General features: G+C 69.2%; 15 protein-coding genes. 3 read left to right on the forward strand and 12 right to left on the reverse strand.

From position 1 onward, the window contains the following. Together ligA and VFB40_RS08280 are read right to left on the reverse strand one after the other, a co-directional pair. Positions 1-1,748 (reverse strand): NAD-dependent DNA ligase LigA (gene ligA / locus VFB40_RS08275; protein ID WP_324848710.1); only part of this gene is annotated, 1,748 nt, incomplete at its 3' end. 57 nt (positions 1,749-1,805) lie between these two features. Beyond that, entirely contained in the window at positions 1,806-2,822 is a 1,017-nt protein-coding gene (locus VFB40_RS08280) for a methionine synthase (RefSeq protein ID WP_349261391.1), read from the reverse strand. Between the two features lie 310 nt (positions 2,823-3,132). Between VFB40_RS08280 and VFB40_RS08285 the strand changes: the two genes are divergently transcribed. Next, complete coding sequence (locus VFB40_RS08285) at positions 3,133-3,585, forward strand: hypothetical protein (protein WP_324848712.1); 453 nt, start codon at positions 3,133-3,135, stop codon at positions 3,583-3,585. Between the two features lie 51 nt (positions 3,586-3,636). Here the strand turns inward: VFB40_RS08285 and mnmA are convergent, their stop codons facing one another. The 10 genes from mnmA to VFB40_RS08335 all read right to left on the reverse strand — a co-directional run bounded on the left by mnmA (position 3,637) and on the right by VFB40_RS08335 (position 15,240). After that, a complete protein-coding gene (mnmA, locus tag VFB40_RS08290; RefSeq protein ID WP_324848713.1) occupies positions 3,637-4,755 on the reverse strand; it encodes a tRNA 2-thiouridine(34) synthase MnmA in 1,119 nt (372 codons plus the stop codon). 64 nt (positions 4,756-4,819) lie between these two features. After that, positions 4,820-5,371 (reverse strand): Uma2 family endonuclease, encoded by a 552-nt coding sequence (locus tag VFB40_RS08295; RefSeq protein ID WP_324848714.1) that lies wholly within the window; start codon positions 5,369-5,371, stop codon positions 4,820-4,822. Positions 5,372-5,434: 63 nt separating this feature from the next. Further along, a complete protein-coding gene (locus tag VFB40_RS08300; RefSeq protein WP_324848715.1) occupies positions 5,435-6,616 on the reverse strand; it encodes a cysteine desulfurase family protein in 1,182 nt (393 codons plus the stop codon). 111 nt (positions 6,617-6,727) lie between these two features. Continuing rightward, entirely contained in the window at positions 6,728-7,687 is a 960-nt protein-coding gene (locus VFB40_RS08305) for an electron transfer flavoprotein subunit alpha/FixB family protein (protein ID WP_324848716.1), read from the reverse strand. A 19-nt stretch (positions 7,688-7,706) separates the two neighbouring features. Continuing rightward, complete coding sequence (locus VFB40_RS08310) at positions 7,707-8,486, reverse strand: electron transfer flavoprotein subunit beta/FixA family protein (RefSeq protein ID WP_324848717.1); 780 nt, start codon at positions 8,484-8,486, stop codon at positions 7,707-7,709. A gap of 313 nt (positions 8,487-8,799) precedes the next feature. Then, on the reverse strand, positions 8,800-10,032 hold the full coding sequence (locus VFB40_RS08315; protein WP_324848718.1) for an ABC transporter ATP-binding protein: 1,233 nt from the start codon (positions 10,030-10,032) through the stop codon (positions 8,800-8,802). Further along, complete coding sequence (locus VFB40_RS08320) at positions 10,029-11,024, reverse strand: ABC transporter permease (RefSeq protein WP_324848719.1); 996 nt, start codon at positions 11,022-11,024, stop codon at positions 10,029-10,031. The genes VFB40_RS08315 and VFB40_RS08320 overlap by 4 nt, the downstream gene beginning before the upstream one ends. Positions 11,025-11,154: 130 nt before the next feature. After that, the gene (locus tag VFB40_RS08325) at positions 11,155-13,044 is read right to left on the reverse strand and encodes an ABC transporter substrate-binding protein (RefSeq protein WP_324848720.1); all 1,890 of its coding nucleotides are present in this window, start codon (positions 13,042-13,044) and stop codon (positions 11,155-11,157) included. After that, on the reverse strand, positions 13,041-14,030 hold the full coding sequence (locus VFB40_RS08330; RefSeq protein WP_324848721.1) for an ABC transporter permease: 990 nt from the start codon (positions 14,028-14,030) through the stop codon (positions 13,041-13,043). The genes VFB40_RS08325 and VFB40_RS08330 overlap by 4 nt, the downstream gene beginning before the upstream one ends. Before the next feature lie 520 nt (positions 14,031-14,550). Further along, on the reverse strand, positions 14,551-15,240 hold the full coding sequence (locus VFB40_RS08335) for a TetR/AcrR family transcriptional regulator (protein ID WP_324848722.1): 690 nt from the start codon (positions 15,238-15,240) through the stop codon (positions 14,551-14,553). 212 nt (positions 15,241-15,452) lie between these two features. Between VFB40_RS08335 and VFB40_RS08340 the strand changes: the two genes are divergently transcribed. Together VFB40_RS08340 and VFB40_RS08345 are read left to right on the forward strand one after the other, a co-directional pair. Continuing rightward, positions 15,453-16,415, forward strand: a complete 963-nt coding sequence (locus VFB40_RS08340; protein ID WP_324848723.1) for a tetratricopeptide repeat protein — start codon at positions 15,453-15,455, stop codon at positions 16,413-16,415. Between the two features lie 609 nt (positions 16,416-17,024). Further along, complete coding sequence (locus VFB40_RS08345) at positions 17,025-17,648, forward strand: DUF6230 family protein (RefSeq protein ID WP_324848724.1); 624 nt, start codon at positions 17,025-17,027, stop codon at positions 17,646-17,648. Positions 17,649-17,727: the final 79 nt, after the last annotated feature.

Consider the following 17,727-nt stretch of genomic DNA (forward strand, 5'->3'; position numbering starts at 1 on the left):
GAACGCAGTTCGCGGGCGATCTCCCGGGCCGCGCTCGGGCCGACGTGCCGGATGGACAGCGCGACCAGGTAGCGCCACAGCTCGCGGGTCTTGGCCTGCTCCAGCTGCTCGATCAGCTGCTCGGTGGTCTTGGTGGGAACGGAGGGCTTCTTCGCGGCGGGCTTGGTGTAGAAGTAGGGCACCAGGTCGCGGTCGCCCTCCTTCGCGTCCTTGCCGCGCGCCTGCTGGTACATCCGCGGCGCGGCCAGCTTTTCCACCGTCAGCTCGAACAGGTCGCCCTCGTCCCGCAGCGGCGGCTCGCCCTCATCCGGCTGGGTGAGCGCGACGGCGGCCTCGTATCCGAGGGCTTCGATGTCCAGTGCGCTGCGCCCGGCGAGATAGGCGACGCGCTCCCTTATCTGCCCGGGGCAGTGCCGCGCGTTCGGGCAGCGCAGGTCGATCTCGCCCTCCTTCTGGGCGGCGATCGGGGTACCGCAGTCCGGGCAGTTCTTCGGCATCGCGAACGGCTTCTCGGTGCCGTCGCGCAGGTCCGTCACCGGCCCGACGATCTCCGGGATGACGTCGCCTGCCTTGCGCAGGATGACCGTGTCGCCGATCAGCACGCCCTTGCGCTCGACGACCTCCTGGTTGTGCAGGGTGGCGAAGCCGACCGTGGATCCGGCCACCTTGACCGGCTCCATGACCGCGTACGGGGTGACCCGGCCGGTGCGCCCGACCTGGACCTTGATGTCGAGCAGCTTGGTGGTCACCTCCTCCGGCGGGTACTTGAAGGCGATGGCCCAGCGCGGGTCCTTGGAGGTCGCGCCGAGCCGACCTTGCAACGCCAGGTCGTCGACCTTCACCACGACGCCGTCGATCTCGTGCTCGACGTCGTGCCGGTGCTTGCCGTAGTACTCGATGTACTCCTTGACCCCGTCGAGGCTGTCGACCACCTTGACCCGGTCCGAGGTGGGCAGCCCCCAGGCGCGCAGCAGCTCGTAGGCGTGCGACTGCGAGTCGATGGTCAGGCCGCGCCGAGCCCCTATGCCGTGCACCACCATGCGCAGCGGCCGCTGCGCGGTGATCTTCGGGTCCTTCTGGCGCAGCGAACCGGCCGCGGCGTTGCGCGGATTGGCGAAGGTGCGGCCCTCGGACTCCTGCATGGCGGCGTTGAACTCGTCGAACTGCGCCGCCGGGAAGTAGACCTCGCCGCGCACCTCGACCAGATCAGGCACGGGATGTTCGCTGCTGCCGGTGAGCCGGTGCGGGATGCCCTTGATGGTGCGCACGTTCGGCGTCACGTCCTCGCCGATGCGGCCGTCGCCCCGGGTCACCCCGCGCACGAGCCGGCCGTGCTCGTAGACCAGGGCGATCGCCAGCCCGTCCACCTTGAGCTCGCACAGATAGGCCGGGGAGAGGCCGACCTCCTTGACGACCCGGTCGTGCCAGGCGTCCAGCTCGGCGAAGTCGAAGGCGTTGGCCAGCGAGAGCATCCGCTCGATGTGCGGCACCGAGGTGAACTCGGTGGAGACCGCGCCGCCCACCTTCTGCGTCGGCGAGTCGGGGGTGCGCAGCTCCGGGTGCTCGTTCTCGAGCGCGTCGAGTTCGCGCATCAGCGCGTCGTACTCGCCGTCCGAGATCGTCGGCGCGTCCGACACGTGGTAGCGGAAGCGGTGCTCCTCGATCTGCTCCGCGAGGTCGGCGTGCCGGGTGCGCGCCGCGCTCAGCGGGTCGGTGCCGGCCGCGCCGCCAGCGGTTTCGCCAGCCATCGGATCGTCCCCTCGTGCTCGTCGGTAGCTCAAAACTACCGGTCACCACCGACAAAACTAGTCAAGCTCTTCAAGAGCCCGAGCAGTGTCCCGGCACAGTTTGAGCGCTCGCCGAGCCCAGCCGGGCGAGGCTCCGGCCAGCCCGCAGGACGGCGTGACGACCACCGATCCGGCGAGGCGCGGGCCCGGGAAGCCGAGGCGGCTCAAGGCGAGGACTCGGTCCGAGAGCCCCTTCACGGAGGGCGCCACGCCGGGGGCCGCGCTCGGCGGGTCTGTCGAAGGCACGATCCCGGCGAACAGCAGGATCTGAGACTCGATCAGCTCGCCGAGCGCTTCGTCGTGGCGCTCGCGAAGCAGCGACATGTCGAAGGAGATCCCAGTGACGCCGGCGCGACGTAACGTGTCGAACGGTACGTCAGGCGCACAGCAATGCACTATGACTGGGGTAGCTGAGGCAGCGTCGGCTGCGTTGTCGCCGAATCGCACGCCCTCGATGACTGTATGCAGCAGCTCGCGCGCAACGGTTTCTTCGACGGCGCGCAGTGAACCGAATCCGCTCGCGGTCGGCACGGTGCCCTTCAGCACCCCAGGTAGCGCCGGCTCATCGAGCTGAAGGATCACCTGCGCCCCAGGGACCCGCTTGCGCACGTCTGCGAGATGCAGCCGCAGCCCTTCCGCAAGCGACTCGGCAACGTCACGCACCGCCCCTGAGTCGGATAGCAACTTGTCACCGTGCGGCAGCTCGACGGTCGACGCGAGCGTCCACGGTCCTACGGCCTGGATCTTGAGCGGTCCGGTGTAGCCCTGCGTGTACTCCTCCAACAGATCCAGATCGGAGGAGAGGTGACTACGTGCCCTGCCGTGGTCGCGCCCTGGCCGATCGGCGATGCGCCAACCTGAGGGCTGCACCTCCGCGTAGAGGTCCACCAACAGTCCGGTACCGCGCCCCACCATGTCAGCGCCGACACCGCGTTGCGGCAACTCGGGTAGAAAAGGTACTCCGAGACGCTCACCGAGCTCGCCCATGACCGTACGGATCGCCTCGGGCATGTCCTGGCCGGGTAACGACCCGATGCCCGTGCCAGATGGAGCCGAGAACGGAGCAGAGGAAGGCTGCGGCGACGGTTGCGACGGGGCCTTTTCCTGAGGATCTGTGGTCACGCAACTGAGCGTAGACGCAATCGCCGGTTCCTCCGACTTAGCGAACGACGGGCAAATCCGCTGCGGAAAGCGGTCGGTTCTGCAACACTCTGGCACTCAACGGGGTAGTGATCCTATGCGCCGGTCCACAGCAGGTCTGGGCCGGTCTGGAACGGGTAGCAGCGTGTCTGACGTTGGCAATGACAGGGAGCAACGGCAAGCAGCGGCTAAGGAGGGAATCCGCGTGCAGACCATCTTCTTCGCGGCGGACGCCGCGCAACTGCTGCGGCTGGCGGCCGCCGGGGGCGACACCGACGGGCTTGACCTGGCCTGCGTGGATGCGGCGGACTTGGACCCGGCCCAGCTTCTGGAGCTGGACACGCTGATGACCGGCCACGACCCGGTCGTCGTACGCGAGGCGGTACTGACTCCGGCGCGCGAGCTCGGTCCCGGGCCGGGCGCGCTGGCGCAGGGCACGGAGGAGCGCGTGGTCCTGTGCGTGCGTCCGGCGCTGGCCCGCAGCCTGCGCGGCCGCAGCAACGCCGAACTCGACGAGATCGCGCTGGACTGGGAGCTGCGCGCGTGGGGAGCGGACTGGAACGCGCACCGCTACGGAGCACTGCTGCGTTCTCTCGCGCTGCTCGCCGAGGTAGCGCACAACGAGCGGCGCGGCGTGTACGTGCGGTTCGACGTCTGACGCGACGTCACGTACGGCTATGCATAAGAGAGGTTATGCATGAGCGACCCGCTACGCAGACGCTGAAACGCCCTGCGTAGCGGCGCTCGCGCGGCGCGTGGCGCTGATCGTCGCCGAACCGATCACGCGCGTGCCGTCGTAGAACACTGCGGTCTGCCCCGGTGCGATACCGCGCGCGGGAGAGGAAAGCCGAGCCGTCACCACACTCTGCGTAGCGTCGTACCGCACGCTCGCCGGCTCAGGCTCGCCGTGCGCCCGCATCTGCACCAGGCATTCGAACTCGCCCGTCGGAGCAGAGCCGCACCAACGCGGGTGGTCGCCGGAGACCTCGCTCACGGCAAGCTCCTCGGCGGTGCCCACGGTCACGGTGTTGTTGACCGGCGAGATGTCGAGCACATAGCGCGGGCGGCCATCCCCGGCCGGATCGCCGATCCGCAGACCCTTGCGCTGTCCAATGGTGAAGCCATAGGCGCCGGAGTGCGAGCCGACGACCGCGCCTGAGGTGTCCACGATCGGACCGGACTCGGTGCCGAGGCGATCGGCGAGGAAGCGGCGGGTGTCGCCGTCCGCGATGAAGCAGATGTCGTGCGAGTCCGGCTTGTCGGCGACGGCGAGCCCACGCCGGTCGGCCTCGGCCCGCACCTCGGTCTTCAGCGAGTCGCCGAGCGGAAAGAGCGCGTGCGCAAGCTGCGCGGCGTCCAGCACGCCGAGCACGTAGGACTGGTCCTTCGCCGCGTCGACGGCGCGATGCAGCTCACGCGAGCCGTCCGGACCGTCCACGACGTGCGCGTAGTGCCCGGTGCACACCGCGTCGAAGCCGAGCGCGAGCGCCTTGTCCAGCACCGCCGCGAACTTGATCTTCTCGTTGCAGCGCAGGCAGGGGTTCGGCGTGCGACCCGCGGCGTACTCGTTGACGAAGTCGTCCACCACGTCGGCGTGGAAGCGCTCGGCCAGGTCCCAGACGTAGAACGGAATCCCGATCACGTCGGCGGCGCGCCGCGCGTCCCTCGAGTCCTCGACCGTGCAGCACCCGCGCGCACCGGTGCGGAAGGATTGCGGGTTCTTGGACAGCGCTAGATGCACGCCGGTCACGTCATGCCCGGCTTCGACGGCGCGGGCAGCCGCGACCGCCGAGTCGACTCCGCCGGACATCGCCGCAAGAACACGCATGGTTACTAGGGTACGTGCTGTCGCGAGCCGATTAGTTCAGATGATCAGCTAAGCAGTGTGCGCGCTACGGCTTGGGGGCCTCGAGCGGAATGTCGATCGGGAACGGGACCTCGGTCTTCAACCTACCGATGTGCGTGCGCTTCAGCTGATACACGCCACCGAAACGGTGGTGTTCGTGCACGATCGGTGCGAGATCCGGTCCGCGCTCGATGAGCCAGAACGTAGGGATGTTCATCGCCGCGTAGATGAGAGGCTTGTCCTCTCGGTCTCGCTCTTCCGACTCCGGTGAGATGATCTCGGCAGCGAGAAACACGTCATCCGGTGAATAAAGGCTCTTGTCCCAATCGAACGCAGCAGCTCGGACGATCGACAAATCAGGCTCAGGGGCGGATCGCAGGCTACGCTTCACCGCCATCTCGCGCAGAATCACGTAATCGTTCGGCGTCTGGCTCCGCAGCAGAACCCGCAGCGAATCGAGCACCGCCATGTGCCAGGTCTTCTGCGGGCTCATGACGAGAACCCCTCGGATCAGCTCGGTGTGCTTCGGCAGATTGTCGGGAAGATTGTCGAGCGTCCAGCCGTCTTCGGGCGTTATGGGCAGTGTGGGTGTGCTCATGACGCGGCTCCTTCCCAATAGCTGCCGATACACCCAGAGTAGCAAGCGGCGGGGACGAACTCGCTAGCTCAGGCCGGCGGAGCGGGCCCGGTCGACCACGGCCGGGAGTGCTTCGAGCAGCGTCTTGACGTCTTCGGCGGTCGAGGTCCGGCCGAGCGAGAAGCGCAGCGAGCAGCGGGCCAGCTCGGGATTCACGCCCATCGCCAGCAGCACGTGGCTCGGCTGCGCGATGCCGGCCGAACAGGCCGAGCCGGTCGAGCACTCGATGCCTTGCGCGTCCAGCAGCAGCAGGAGCGAGTCGCCCTCGCAGCCGGGGAAGCAGAAGTGCGCGATGCCGGGGAGCCGGTCCTCAAAGCCACGGCCCGGATCGCCGGACAGGACCGCATCGGGCACGGCTTGCAGGACTCCGTCGATCATCAGGTCGCGCAGCTCGGCCAGGCGCCGCGACTCGTGCTCCAGTTCGCGGACCGCCGCCGTGGCCGCCGCCGCGAAGCCCGCGATCGCGGGGGTGTCGAGGGTGCCGGAGCGCACGTCACGCTCTTGGCCGCCGCCGTGCAGCAGCGGGGTGAGCTCCGCCTTGCGGTCCAGCAGCAGTGCGCCGACGCCGATCGGGCCGCCGATCTTGTGCGCGGTGATCGTCATCGCGTCCAGGCCGCTGGCGGTGAAGTCCAGCGGCAGGTGGCCGAGGGCCTGGATCGCGTCGGAGTGGATCGGCAGGTCGTGCGCGTGCGCGACGGCGACCAGGTCGTGGATCGGCTGGACCGTGCCCACCTCGTTGTTGGCCCACATCACGGTGACCAGGGCGACGGATTCGGGCCCCGGATCGCGGCGGATCGCCTCGTGCAGGGCGGCCGGATCGACGCGGCCGTGCTCGTCCACCGGCAGCCACTCGACACTCGCGCCCTCGTGCTCGACGAGCCAGTGCAGCGGGTCGAGCACGGCGTGGTGCTCGATCTTCGGCGCCAGTATCCGGGTGCGGCGCGGGTCGGCCGCGCGGCGGGCCCAGTACAGTCCCTTGACCGCGAGGTTGTCCGCCTCCGTGCCGCCGCCGGTGAACACGATGTGGCTGGGCCGGGCGCGCACCGTCTCGGCCAGCGCCTCGCGCGACTCCTCGACCACCCGCCGGGCCGCGCGTCCGGAGCCGTGCAGCGAGTTGGCGTTGCCGACCCGCGCGAACTGCTCGGTCATCGCGGCGACCGCGTCCGGGTGCAGCGGCGTGGTGGCCGCGTGATCGAGGTAAGTCATTTCACTCTCAAGCATAGTGGCCCCGGCGGCGCTGTCCCCTGCCTGGAAGGGATGCCGCCGGGGCCACCGGGTCGAGCCTGAAATGGTTACCCGCGCCGTGCCGCGAGCGCGCTACTTGCGCTTCGCGATCTCCTCGGTGAGCTGCGGAACGACCTTGAACAGGTCGCCCACCACGCCGAAGTCCACCAGCTCGAAGATCGGCGCCTCGGGGTCCTTGTTGACCGCGACGATCGTCTTCGAGGTCTGCATCCCGGCCCGGTGCTGGATCGCGCCGGAGATGCCGGCCGCGATGTACAGCTGCGGGGAGACCGTCTTGCCGGTCTGGCCGACCTGCGACTGGTGCGGGTACCAGCCCGAGTCCACCGCCGCGCGGGACGCGCCGACCGCCGCGCCGAGCTGGTCGGCCAGCGACTCGATCACCGAGAAGCTCTCCGCGGAGCCGACGCCGCGGCCGCCGGAGACCACGATCGCCGCCTCGGTCAGCTCCGGCCGGTCGCCCTTGGGCACCACGACCCGGTCCACGACCTTGGCCAGCTTCGCCGCGTCGCTCAGCTCGACCGACACGTCCACCCGCTCGGCCGCGGCCTGCTCGGGCGCCGGCGGGGTGGAGTTCGGGCGCAGCGCGACGATCGGGATGCCGGTGGTGACCGTGGAGTGCACGATCGAAGAGCCGCCGAAGATGGACTGCTCGGCGACGAAGGCGTCCCCGTCGAGCTTCAGGTCCACCGCGTCGGTCAGGATGCCGGAGCCGGTCTTGACCGCCAGCCGCGCGGCGATCTCCTTGCCCTCGGCGGTGGCCGGGACCAGCACCGCGGCCGGCTGCGCGTCGGCGACCAGCTTGGCCAGCAGTTCGGCCTTCGGCGCGACGACGTAGCCGCTCAGCTGCGGGTCGTCCGCGACATACACCTTCGCCGCGCCGTACTCGGCCAGCTTGTCCTTGGCGTCGTCGTAGCCGGCGCCGATGAACACGGCCGCGGGCGTGCCCAGCTCACGGGCCTTGGTGAGCAGTTCGAGGGTGACCTTCTTGACCGCGCCGTCGGCGTGGTCGACGAGTACGAGGATCTCAGCCATGACAGCTACCCGGCCCTTCCTAGACGAACTTCTTCGAGGCGAGGAAGTCGGCGAGCTCGACCCCGCCGCTGCCTTCATCGGTCACGATGACGCCCTTGGCGCGCGGCGGCGCGACGGCCGCGTCGAGCACCTTCGACCAGGAGCCGGCCGCGCCGACCTTGGCCGGCTCGATCGAGACCGCGGCGGCGTCCAGGCTCTCCACCGGCTTCTTCTTGGCGGCCATGATCCCCTTGAAGGAGGGGTAGCGCGGCTCGTTGATCTTCTCGACCACCGAGACCACCGCGGGCAGGCTCGCCTCGACCACGTCGTGGCCGTAGTCGGTCTGCCGGTTGATCTTGATCGACGAGCCGTCCACCTCGACCTTGGAGGCGAAGGTCAGCTGCGGCAGGCCGAGCCGCTCGGCCAGCAGCGCCGGGACGATCGAGGTGCGCGCGTCGGAGGCCTCGCAGCCGAGGACGACCAGGTCGTACTCAAGGGTGCCGAGCACCTGCGCCAACGCGTACGAGGTGGCCAGCGCGTCCGAGCCGGCCAGAGCCGGGTCGGTCAGGAAGACGGCCTTGTCGGCGCCCATCTGCAGGGCCTTCTTGTACGCCTCGGTGGCGTCCTCGGGCCCCATGGACACGACGGTCACCTCGCCGCCGTGCTTCTCCACCAGCTGCAGCGCCTCCTCGATGGCGAACTCGTCCATCTCGTTGATGAGGCCGTCCACAGCCGCCCGGTCGACGGTCAGCGTGTCCGGGTCCAGCCGTTTGTCGGCCGCCGTGTCCGGTACCTGCTTCACAAGGACGACGATCTTCATTGCTCCGGCGCCTCCCGCACGGTCGGTCTCACGGTGATCGGGTGCCGGACCGCCGCGGCGCGCCGTGCGCGCCACCCGGACGGTTCCAGTCCCTCAGCCGAGGATACGGGATTCCGGCCACCAAACTACCGTTCAGTAATGTGTCGTGGGCCACAGAATGCCACACCTGCCAGGCCAGTACAGCGTGCAGCAAGGAAACAGCGCCGAGGCGCATCCTCGCTAAAGCGGGATACGCCTCGGGAGTAGGGCGGCGGTGGAGGCCGGCTCGTCAGCTGAGCCCGGCGTGCCGGTTGAGCTGCGGTGAGAGGTGCCGTTAGAGGTGCGGCGCGATGTACTCGGCGAACAGGTCGCGGCGCCGGTCCGGCCGCAGGTGGCAGGCGACCAGATGCTTGCGGCCGTTGTCGGCGAGTTGCGGGATCTCGTCCCGGCACCGGCCTGCGGCCAGCTCGGCGAAGCGGCAGCGCGGGTGAAACGCGCAGCCGGACGGCACGTTGATCAGCGAGGGCGGGCTGCCGGGGATGGGCAGCAAGCGGTCTTGTACCGCACGGTCGAGGCGCGGCATGGATCCGAGCAGGCCCCAGGTGTACGGGTGCTCCGGCTCGGTGAAGACCGTCTTGGCCGGACCGTACTCCACTGCTTTACCGGCGTACATGACCATGATGTCGTCGGCGAGCTCGGCCACCACGCCCAGGTCGTGCGTGATGATGATCAGCGCGCTGTTGAACTCCCGCTGCAGATCGCGCATCAGGTCCAGGATCTGCGCCTGGACCGTCACGTCCAGCGCCGTGGTCGGCTCGTCCGCGATCAGCAGCTGCGGATTGCAGATCAACGACATCGCGATCATCGCGCGCTGGCGCATGCCGCCGGAGAACTGGTGCGGGTAGTCGTCCACGCGCGCGTCCGGCTGCGGAATGCCGACCCGGTCGAGCATCTCGATCGCCCGCTTGCGGGCCTCCGCCTTGGACGCGCGGTTGTGCACCAGGTACGCCTCGGCGATCTGCTCCCCGACCGTGTAATACGGGTGCATCGCGGACAGCGGGTCCTGGAAGATCATCGCGAGCTTGTCGCCGCGCAACTCCTCCAGCCGCTCCGGCGCCGCGGTGGTCAGCTCCTCGCCGTCGAGCCAGATCTCGCCCGAGATCCGCGCGCCGCCGCGACCCCGCTTGTCCGGGCGCTTGTGCAGGCCGAGCAGCGAGAGCGAGGTGACCGACTTGCCGGACCCGGACTCGCCCACGATGCCGAGCGTCTTTCCGCGCTCGACCCGGAAGCTGATGCCGTCCACCGCCTTGACGACGCCGTCCTCGGTCGGGAAGTGCACCCGCAGGTCCCGCACTTCCAGGAACGGCCGCGCGCCGACGCCGTCCCAGCCCGGGGTGAACTCGGGGAACTGGGTGAGTTCGTACTCGAACGGCGAATTGACGGCGGCGGGCTCGGCGGCGGGCTCCGGAGCCGGGGCACGGCGGCGACCGGGGCCGCGGGAGAAGCCCTCGGCCCCGCCCGGGTCCGATTCGGCGGCGGGCGCGCTCTTGCCGTGGCGCCCGCTCATGACTGCCGCACCCGCGGGTCGACGACGGCGTAGAGCACGTCCACCACGATGTTGGCGACCACGATGAAGAACGCGGCGATCAGCGTCACGCCCATCATCACCGGGAAGTCGTCCTGCTCGATCGAGTTCACCGCGAGCAGCCCGAGGCCGGGCAGCGAGAACGTGACCTCCAGGAGCACCGCGCCGCCGAGGACCGCGCCCAGGTCCATGCCGAAGATGGTGATGATCGGCGTGAGCGCGGAGCGCAGCGCGTGCTTGTAGAGCACTTTGCGCTCCCGGACGCCCTTTGCACGCGCGGTGCGCACGAAGTCCTCGTTAAGGGCATCGAGCATGCCGGCACGTGTCATGCGCGCGTACAGCGCCGCGTACCCGAATGCGAGCGCGATCCAGGGGATCAGCAGGTGCTGTGCCCATTGCAGCGGATTGCTGAGGAAGGGCACGTACTTGGTGCTCCATTGACCGGTCATCGCCTCAAGCAGCGGGCCGACGAAGTAGACCGGCAGCGCCACACCCGCCAACGCGATGCCCATCGAAGCCCGGTCGGCGATGCTGCCCTTACGCACCGCGGAGATCACGCCGGACAGTACGCCGAACACCAGCCACAGCACGCCCGCGCCGATCGCGATCGAGATGGTGACCGGGGCGCGGTTGAGCAGCGTCGGCCAGACCTGCTCGAAGTTCTTGAAGGAGTAGCCGAAGCAGGGCGCGCTGCAGTGGATCAGCGACACGCCGTCGCTGTACGTGCGGCCGCCGACGATGCCGACGACGTAGTCGAAGTACTGCACGAACAGCGGCTTGTCGAAGCCGAAGCGGTCGATCACCGCCTGCAGCGCGGCGGGGTTCTGCTGCCTGCCGACGTAGCTGGCCGCCATCGACTGCGGGGTCTGGCCCGCCCACCGCGGCAGCACGAAGAAGATCCAGAACGTGATCAGGGTGATCACGAGCAGCAGGCCGACGGCGGCCAGCAGACGCCGGACGATGTAGGTCAGCATCGGGATGGTGGCTCGGCGGCCCCGATCCCGGATCGGGGCCGCCGCTCGCCGTTCACCTGCCTTCGGATGACGGGGTGGTGCCTTGGTTCAGCGACGCGCGCTCGGCTGCGTCACGGCTGCGTCAGCTCTGTCAGCTGCCTGACACGCCGAGCACGGAGAAGTCCGGCTCGCCGAACGCGGGCTGCATGAACCAGTTCGTCACGTTCGCCGGGTGATAGACCAGCGCCTTGTTGTAGACCAGCGGCACGATCGCCGCGTCGTCCATCACCTGCTGGTCGATCTGGGTGCCGATCTTGTCGCGCGTCGTGGCGTCGGTCGAGGCCAGGTACTGGGCGAACAGGTTCTGCACCTGCGGGCTGCTGTAGTCGCCCAGGTTGGTCGAGCCGCTGCCGGGGTGGATGCCGTCCGGCGTGACGACCTGGTCCAGGTCACCGAACACGTCCGGCCAGTCCGCGCCCCACTTCATCATCGACAGGCCGATCTTGTTCGACTTGACGAAGGAGTCGTTGCCCGCGAAGGAGCCGAAGTACTTGTTCGAGGGGTACTTGTCGATCTCCACGTTGATGTTCGCCATCTTCAGCGCGGCCTGGATGGCGATCGCGGCGTTGACCTCCTTGGGGCGGTCGGCGCGGGCCGAGAGCTTCACGTCCAGCGAGTCGTTGTTGTTGAACTGGCCGGGCTCGGCGTGCCGGCAGGCGGTCAGGGCCTGCTGGGCCTGCTGCGGGTCGCCCTGGTTGCCGGGGGTCGGGTAGCGGTTGGACTGCGCGTAGCCGGCCATGTCCGGGGTGAGCAGGGTGGTGGCGATGTCGCCGCCGCCGAGCGCGCCGCCGAGGGCGGACTGCACCGTGGTCTTGTCCACCGCGTACTCGACCGCGCGCCGGCAGTCGACGTTGTCGAACGGTTTGACCTGCGTGTTGATGGTCATGTAGGTCAGCGCGTTGGTGTAGCCGTCGTCGGCCTGCGCCTTGAGCGTGGGGTTGGCCAGGATCTGCGACTGGGCCGTGGTGCCGACGCCGGTGCCGTCGAGGTCGACGTCGAGCTGGCCGTGCAACAGCTCCTGGTCGATCTGGTCCTGGTTGACGTTCAGCTGCACGTCGATCTTGCTGGCGGTGACCTTGTGGATGCCCTCGGGGTCGGTGTCCGCCTTGAAGTTCGGGTTCGGCACCAGCACCGCCTCCTTGCCCGGGACGTACGAGGAGATCTCGTACTGGCCCGAGGAGACGATCGACTTGAAGTAGTTGGCGCCGGTGTCCTTGGCCCGCGGGACCGGGACGGTGGAGGGCAGCGCGGCCAGTTCCGGGAAGTCGGAGAACTTCTTGGCCAGGTGGAACTTGATCGTGTCGGTGCCGTCGACCTCGATGCCGGAGACGCCGTCCGAGGCGTTCTTGTCGAGGTAGGGGCCCTGGTAGTTGGTCTTGTCCTGGAGCACCTTGGCGAAGTAGTTCGGGCCGAACTGCAGGGTGTCCTGGCCGAAGTTCGAGCGCTCGATCGCGTACTTCACGTCGGCCGCGGTGATCGTGCTGCCGTCCTGGTAGGTGGCGCCGTCACGCAGGTGGAAGGTCCAGGTCAGGCCGTCGGCGGAGACCTCGCCGTTGTCGGTGGCCAGGTCCGGCACCAGTTGCAGGCCCGCGGAGCCCGGCGCCTGCTTCCAGGTCAGCAGCGAGCGGCCGTAGAGCCGCATGAAGTCCCAGGAGAACGCGTCGTAGGTGTCGCCGGGGTCCATCGAGTCCCAGTCGGAGACCAGGGCCATGCGCAGGACGCCGCCCTGGTGCGTGGACGGGTTCACGACCGTGGTCATACCGGCGTTGAAACTGCTCGTCGACGAGTTCGCGGCGCCGGAGGACGAGCTGCCGCAGGCCGACGCGGCGGTGGCGACGGCTATCACGCCCGCGGCCGCGGCGATGAGCTTGGACTTTCGCATGGTGCGGAGAAACCCCTCAGTGTGCGAGTTACTGTGCCGGCTGTTGGCCGGGTGGATGGTGGCGGTGGTGCGCGCCTCGTCGCGCGCGGCCGCGCTCAACGCGACCCCTTCGGGTCGAAGGCGTCACGCAGCCCGTCGCCGAGCAGGTTGAACGCCAGGACGGTGATGAAGATCGCCGTGCCGGGCACGATCAGGTACTCCGGATCGATCTGGAAGGTGCCGATCGCGGAGTTGATCATCGCGCCCCAGGACGGCGTCGGGTCCTTCACCCCGACGCCGAGGAAGGAGAGCCCGGCCTCGAACAGGATGTTCGCCGGGATCAGCAGGGTGGCGTACACGAGGATCGGCGCGAGCAGGTTGGGCAGCAGCTCGCGCACGATGATCCGGCCCGGCCGGGCGCCGAGCGAGCGGGCCGCGGCGACGAACTCCCGCTCCCGCAGCGCGATGGTCTGGCCGCGCACGATCCGGCCGATGTACGGCCAGGAGAAGAAGCCGATGACCACGACCAGCACGCCGAACCGCAGCCCGTTGCCGGTGAGCCCGAACGCGTTGTCCGGCAGCACGCCGATGATGGCGATGGCGAAGAGCAGCAGCGGGAAGGCCAGGAAGACGTCCATGACCCGGCTGATGACCGCGTCGATCCAGCCGCCGAAGTACCCGGCGGTCACGCCGAGCAGCACGCCGATCGCGATGGCCACCAGGGTGGAGACCCCGGCGATGCCGAGCGAGACGCGGGCGCCGTAGAGGACGCGGCTGAAGATGTCGCGTCCGTTGGGCAGGTCCACGCCGAGCCAGTGCCGGCCGCTGATGCCGCCCATCCCGCCATAAGGGATCTGATAGTTCGGGTCGATCAGCTTGTTGTGCAGCGAGTCCGGGTCGTTGCCGCTGAGCGAGGAGAGCGGTCCGGCGAGTACCGCGGCCAGGACGAGCAGGACGACCACGAACCCGCCGGCCATCGCGACCCGGTCCTTCTTCAGGCGGTTCCACGCGATCCGGCCGAGGGAGCGCCCTTCGATCGCCGGACTGGCCGGCGCGGCGTCGGCGGCGGGTAGGAAAGTCCCGTCCGACTCCCGGGTGATCGTCATCGAGTCGCGTCCTCTAAAACCTTTGCGGCCCAAGCGGAGCGGCTGTCCGAGCTCTCGGCGCGACCCGGTAAGGCACGCACACCGGCACGGATCACCGCGACGTGTGCGGTGCTGCTCGCGGCGGCGCCTTGGTAGACGTCGCCAGGCATGGACCCTGCCCCAAACCTCTGATCGAAAGGAAGAGCGCGGCGGTCCCTGTTGCCCAACCGTGACCAGTCGGCCATGCCGCCGCTTTCAACCCTTACAGCTGGTGACCGGGCGTATTCGAGCCGTTCCGGATCAGTTCGCGCGTTTACGGACATCGGCGGCATTCGCGGCGGACGCTGCGGCGCGCTGCGGTTCGTCTCGACACCGCACCCCGGTCGGGTTCGCGGTCGGGGCGACACTACCGCGTGGCGCGCGGTGCCGGATACCAGGGACACTTTTCGGTACGACGCCATCGCACAGTGTTATGACGCCGCCGCGATGGGCCGTGGCTGGATCACTGTGGCCTGGAACACGTTGTGCGGTAAGGGCTTCGCTATCGCCGCGCCGCGGGGAGCACGAGGTCGAGAAAACGTTCGAGGTAGGCGTCGTCCACCGGCTCGCCGGCAATCAGCATTCGATGAACCATGGTCCCGGCGATCACGTCGAAGAGCAGGTCGGGTTCGGTGATCTGCGGGCCCTCGCCGCGGGCCGCGGCCCGGGCGGCGCCGGCGTGCACGAGGTGCCGCTGCCGGTCGATGATCTTCTCGCGCACGGCGGCGCGCAGGCCTGGGTCGCGGGACGCGTGGGCGGCCAGCGCGAGGAAGGCGGTCTGGGTTTCCGGGCGAGCCAGCAGCGCTATCAGGTCTCTGATGGTGACTACGGCGTCGGCGCGCACCGAACCGGCGTCCACCGGCCGCAATGTGTCGAAGAGCTGCGCCATGGCGTCGACGACGAGTTCGGCCTTCCCCGGCCAGCGGCGGTAGAGCGTGGTCTTGGCCACGCCCGCGCGGGCGGCCACGTCGCCGAGGGTCATTCCGTCCCAACCGCGTTCGGCCAGCAGTGCGCGGGCCGCGGTCAGGATCGCCTCGTCGGCGTCGGCTGATCGCGGGCGGCCGGTGTTCCGGCCCGGTGCGGCGGTAGCGGGCTCGGCCGATGCAGCGGCCGCACCAGACGCAGCTGTATTGGCGACTGTATTTGTATTGCGCGTTGCTGTATTGGGCTCCTTGCCGGTGATCGACGCCACGTCGCGCCACCTTCCCGTCCGCCGCCAGATTCCGCTACGCTACGACTCGTATCGGAAATCGTCCACTCCGGTACGGCTGAGCAAGGCGTCGCGGCGGCAGAACCGAGGGCGCGTCCGGTGGGGACCGGGCGCGTGGATTCGCCGCCGCAGCCGGATCTTAGGCTTCGCACGGGCGCGCCGCCGGAGCCGCCGGGGATGTGAGAATGGAGGACATGCGACCTTCGTTCTCGATGTCGGGTGTGGTGGACCTCTCCGCGCTCAAGCAGCCGTCGACGCCGCCTGCGGCCGCGGCCGCGGCGCAGGGCTCGAATCAGGGCGCGCCCGGCGGCGCGGGCCCGGCGTCAGCGGGCTCCACTTCACAGACCTCTGCGTTCGTGGTGGACGCTACCGAGGCCGACTTCCAGTCCTCGGTGCTCGAGCGCTCACTGCAGGTTCCGGTGGTGCTGCACCTCGGCGCGGACTGGTCCGAGCAGAGCAAGCAGCTGCTCGGGGTGCTCGAACTACTGGCCGCGGAGTTCGCCGGGGGCTTCGTGCTCGCGCGCGTCGATGCCGAGGCCAACCCGCGACTCTCGCAGGCCTTGCGGGTGCAGGGCATTCCGTCGGTCAAGGCGATCGTGGCCGGCGAGCTGATCGGTGAATTCGCCGGGGCGCAGCCCGAGGCGCAGGTGCGGCAGTGGATCTCCGAGTTGCTTGCGCTCGCGCAGCGGGAGTTCGGTCTCGGCGGCGCCGAGGGCGCGGCCGCCGTCGCGGCCGAGCCGCCGATGGACCCGGCGCTGGCCGCCGCGTACGACGCTCTCGCCGCGGACGACCTGGACGGCGCGGCCCGCGCGCTGCAGAACGTGCTGAGCCAGAACCCAAACCACCCCGAGGCCAAGCCGGCCCTCGCGCAAGTGGAGCTGATGCGCCGGACCCGGAACGCGGACCCGGCCGCGGCGCTGGCCCTGGCGAAGCAGAACCCGAAGGACATCGAGGCGCAGTGCGCGGCCGCCGACGCCGCGCTGGCCGGCGGGGACGCGGACACGGCGCTGGCCCTGCTGCTCGCCGCGGTCCAGGGCTTCTCCGGCGAGGAGCGGGATCGGGCGCGCCGGCTGCTGCTCGACTACTTCGAACTGCTCGGCCCGCAGGACCCGCGGGTCGGCCCGGCCCGCGCCCGGCTCACCTCACTGCTGTTCTAAGCCGCTGCGGCACGAACTGCCGTATTAGGCGCCGTATTCGGTGGCCGCTGCGCTATTAGCTGTATCCGGGCCGATACGTACGTCTTCGCTGGCCGGGCCTGCCTATACGCGCCGCCACGCATAGCACAAGCGCATGAGCCGCGGGGTCACTCGGACGAGTGACCCCCGGCACTCCATTACTAACTATTTACCATCGCGCACTTCATAAAATCCGGTCGCGCTGCGTAGTCACCCGTGCCAGCAGCGGCACGAAATGCCTGGAATTGCGGGCTGCCGCGCCAATCGGCCCGCGAGGAAACGCCCCGGCTCGTGGAAACCCGCCGGAAAGCACGGCCACGGCTTGGTTACCGGTCGGTAACGAACCCCTTGTATTACGTCCACGTGTCGAGCACGATCGCTCCTACCCGGTCCGACCGGTCCCTCCCCCACGGCGGGACCCGAGCGGTTCCCCACCGGGCCAGTGCCGGAGAAGGTGCGGTCCCCGCCCCAGCCGGCGCACTGCTCGCAGCGCCAACCGCCGCGTTCAACCTGTCGAAACCGCAGGTGGCGCGGTCCCTCGGTTCCGCCGCGGCCCCGTCTCGCGGGCCGCGCAACGCATCAGGAGTGGACGTGAAGGACACCTCCGGCGCCCAGGTTCTCGGGCGCACCTCGTGGAAACGGCTCGGCCTTGTCATGGTGCCGACAGTCATCGCCGCGGGCGCACTCTCCCTCGCGATGGCCAACGGCGCCATCGCGGCCTCGTTCGCCGTCTCCGGCCAGCAGTTCAAGCTGACCGCCGGGTCGCTCACCGGCACCGGGTTCGTGCAGTACGGCACCGTCGACCACCACGCCGACGGCTCCCAGTTCCCGGCCGCGGTCTCCGCGTTCGCGTCGGCGGACATCACCAACCTGTGCCAGTCGGTGGTCACCACCATCCCCGTCATCGGCGACGTCACGCTGACCATCAAGGCGGGCGGCGGCAAGACCGCGGTGCACGCCGACAACCTGATCATCGACATGTCGCAGCTGAACGCCGGCGAGGCCGACTTCACGAACATCAACATCGGCCAGGACGCCTCGACGCTGAGCGGCAGCGCGACCGGCGCCAAGGGCACCCCCGGCCTGTTCGGTCAGCAGGCCGACAAGGCCACGCTCACCGGCGTGCAGCAGGTCGCCTACTCAACCAACGCGGGCAGCTTCCAGCTCCACGACATGTCGCTGAGCATGTCGATGGGCAACAACCCCTGCTTCTAGTAGCAACTAAGGTTCGGAGCAGTCCGTCCCGTTAAGCAGTCAGCAACCGCAAGGCGCGGGTGCGGGGCCGCGAGTCCCC

The sequence above is a fragment of the Actinocrinis sp. genome (assembly GCF_035650855.1).
Lineage (GTDB): Bacteria > Actinomycetota > Actinomycetes > Streptomycetales > Catenulisporaceae > Actinocrinis.